General features: G+C 57.6%; 2 protein-coding genes and 1 pseudogene. 2 read left to right on the forward strand and 1 reads right to left on the reverse strand.

All coding sequences use genetic code 11. From position 1 onward, the window contains the following. Positions 1-752: 752 nt before the first annotated feature. Positions 753-1,025 carry a hypothetical protein gene (locus tag P0D89_RS52150; RefSeq protein ID WP_408370877.1) on the forward strand — a complete coding sequence of 91 codons (273 nt, stop codon included), beginning with the start codon at positions 753-755 and terminating at the stop codon, positions 1,023-1,025. A 274-nt stretch (positions 1,026-1,299) separates the two neighbouring features. Here P0D89_RS52150 and P0D89_RS52155 read toward each other — a convergent pair. Then, positions 1,300-2,071 (reverse strand): annotated as a pseudogene (locus P0D89_RS52155) (IS66 family transposase); the annotation flags it as partial. A gap of 135 nt (positions 2,072-2,206) precedes the next feature. Between P0D89_RS52155 and P0D89_RS52160 the strand changes: the two are divergent. Then, positions 2,207-2,626 (forward strand): SDR family NAD(P)-dependent oxidoreductase (locus tag P0D89_RS52160; RefSeq protein WP_408370875.1); only part of this gene is annotated, 420 nt, incomplete at its 3' end.

A 2,626-nucleotide genomic window follows, 5' to 3' on the forward strand; every position in this document is an offset into this window, starting at 1 on the left:
GCTCTTCGTCCGACACATCCGTTGGGTAGGACCTGCGTTTTTTCATCCTGCCAGGATACCAGGTCCGACAAAAAGTGCCTAACACGCTCTAGGTTAATTTCTTCTCGCGCGAATTCGAATGGGTGATTTGCGCTTTAGAAGCGGCTGGGGACCGGGCGTTTATCGAGTGGAATTGCCGGCTTTTCGAAAGAATTTCGAAACGGAGTCGCATATAAGGGGGATAGAGCGGTGACTTAAACCTGGAGAGAGGGAGGCGCGAGCGTGGTGGTGCGTGAATTCGAGCCCCGCAAGCCATCACGGCTGGGTGAATAGGTCCGGTCCATACGTGCGACAACATGTATCACGGTAATCGTCCCGCTTGCGAGCGCGGGGCCTGCTAGTTGGTTCACCGTCCCTCCAATTTGAATCCCCTTGTTTTTCGCGCGCAGAGTGACGGTGGGCAGGCCTTGGAATGCTATGGGGCTGGGCGGCGTGCAATGCCTCAATCGCTGCCTATTCAAATACTTGTTGTCTTCCGAATTGGCCGGACACCCGCGTCGTTGCGATGCTCGACGCAAACTCTCCGCGTGCAAAGGCAGCCCAATATGCAAGGTCAACAAGAGAACCCCTAACGACAGATATTAGGGTTAACACCTAAAATCGCAATTCACCCTTGTGCGCAAGGTACTTAATTATGAGCGCCCTCTTACTTAGACTCTGAATCACCCGCTCCGGACAATAGTTCGCAGCAAAACCAAGAATGGAGGTTTAGCATGAAGTCGCTCGTTCAAGCCATTGCAGTTGCCGCAGTACTCGCCATCCCGGCTGTTTCGTTTGCTCAATCGAACGCGCCTGTTAGCAGCGCCGCCATGCAGAACGGCACTGCGTCCAGCTACGGTGGTGTGGCCACTGGCACATCGGCGTCGGGTTCATATCATCCGCTTCGTTCGCTGGATCATTCAATCGGTTCGATGGAACATGCGATCCGTTCATCGATTCGCCCGGACCCCAATGACGGCATGAAGCCGATTTACTTCGGTTCTTGAAACCAGGCGCTAGAACGTTTTCGTCGTCGGTCCCGGCCGCGAGCGCGGGCGCTGCCGTCCTGGCTGATTGCGGCGCTGCCAGGGCGGCGGCACGGGTAGGTGCAGGCTTCAGCAGTTGCCGCGCGGACAGGCAGTCATCTCGAAGGCTGTCAGGTGGACTGGTCCTGTCGCAGTGAGACGGCCTACTATGCTTGATGCGTCAAGACGAACGATTTGATCGATGAAGCAGAGCCTGAATCCAGTCGTGGCGTGCGTGCTCAAGCGCCTGCATTACTCGCTCGACGTGATCGCAGGGGTTGTTCGAGATAGGCCAGTCGCCATGTTCGACGTAGAGGCTAAGCTTCGGGCATTGACTACTTGGATACTGCAATGCTTTGCCCAGCATGCTGCCGGGAACGACGGTGGGCAGATGTTCGATCAGTGTTTGCTTGATGATAGCGAGCACGCGTTCGCTGTAGCGGCATCGTAGTCGCTTGCGCCGATCGGCTGACCACTTTGCGCTACGCGCCTCGGCAGCAAACAGCCTTCCCATCAGGTGGATGAAGCGCGTCGCCAACAGGTTTGGCGTGCTGGCCGCTTTGGGCACCGCGTCCTCGGTCTCGACGAGCGCACGCCTCGCGTGAGCCGATATCCAAGGTGGACGAGTTGATGAGCGTGCGCGATGCCGCTGTATAACTCGTACCCGTCGGTCATCAATGCGGCGCGGGGATTGATATCGGCATAGAGCTGCGCTGCGTGTTTCGCGTCGCATCCGGGGGTGTAGGTGAACAGCCGTATAGGCGGTGCTGAACCATTCATCTGAGCCCAGATATAGCTCTTGGTTTGTGGTCGTCGCCCCGGCTCCTTAAGCACCTGGAAGGTGGTTTCGTCGCCATAGATCAGGTCTGACTCAAGCAGTGCATCGCGCATCAGGTTGATCACCGGCAGAGCTGCCAGCCCCACGCGCACGACGCTGACGGCGACCGGTTCGACGAGATGTCGTCGCCGAAGCGGCATAGCAGTCCTGCCTGACGGTAGATCGGCATGCCAAACAGGTATCTGCCGCTCTAAACATTAAGCCCGCTGTTGCACTTCACCCTTGAAAAAGCATCGCGGGGAACTGCTGCCTGCCCGGTAGCGACGCCACTAAACTTTCTAGTGGTAGTCTCGCAGTTGACTACCCTATGCTGAGCAAGAGCAACATGAGCAAACAGTGGACCATAACCGATATTCCACAGCAGATCGGCAAGCGAGTTCTCATCACTGGAGCGAACAGCGGCATTGGCTACCATGCCGCATTGACTCTTGCGCGCAAGGGCGCGCAAGTCATACTTGCATGCCGCGATAAACAACGCGGAGAAGCGGCCTTAGCCCGTCTGAACGCCGCCGCGCCCGACGCTCGTGCCGAACTGGCGATTCTCGATCTCGCATCGCTTGCGTCCGTCCGCCAGTTCGCGCAGGGGAAACTCGCCGAGCAATGCCCAATTCACATTCTGATCAACAACGCTGGCGTCATGGCGCCGCCGAAACGGCTCGAGACTGCGGACGGCTTCGAGCTGCAATTTGGCACCAACGTACTCGGCCATTTCGCGTTGACTGCGCTACTGATGCCGGCTCTCGAA

The sequence above is a fragment of the Paraburkholderia sp. RL18-085-BIA-A genome (assembly GCF_046027075.1).
Classification (GTDB): Bacteria; Pseudomonadota; Gammaproteobacteria; order Burkholderiales; family Burkholderiaceae; genus Paraburkholderia.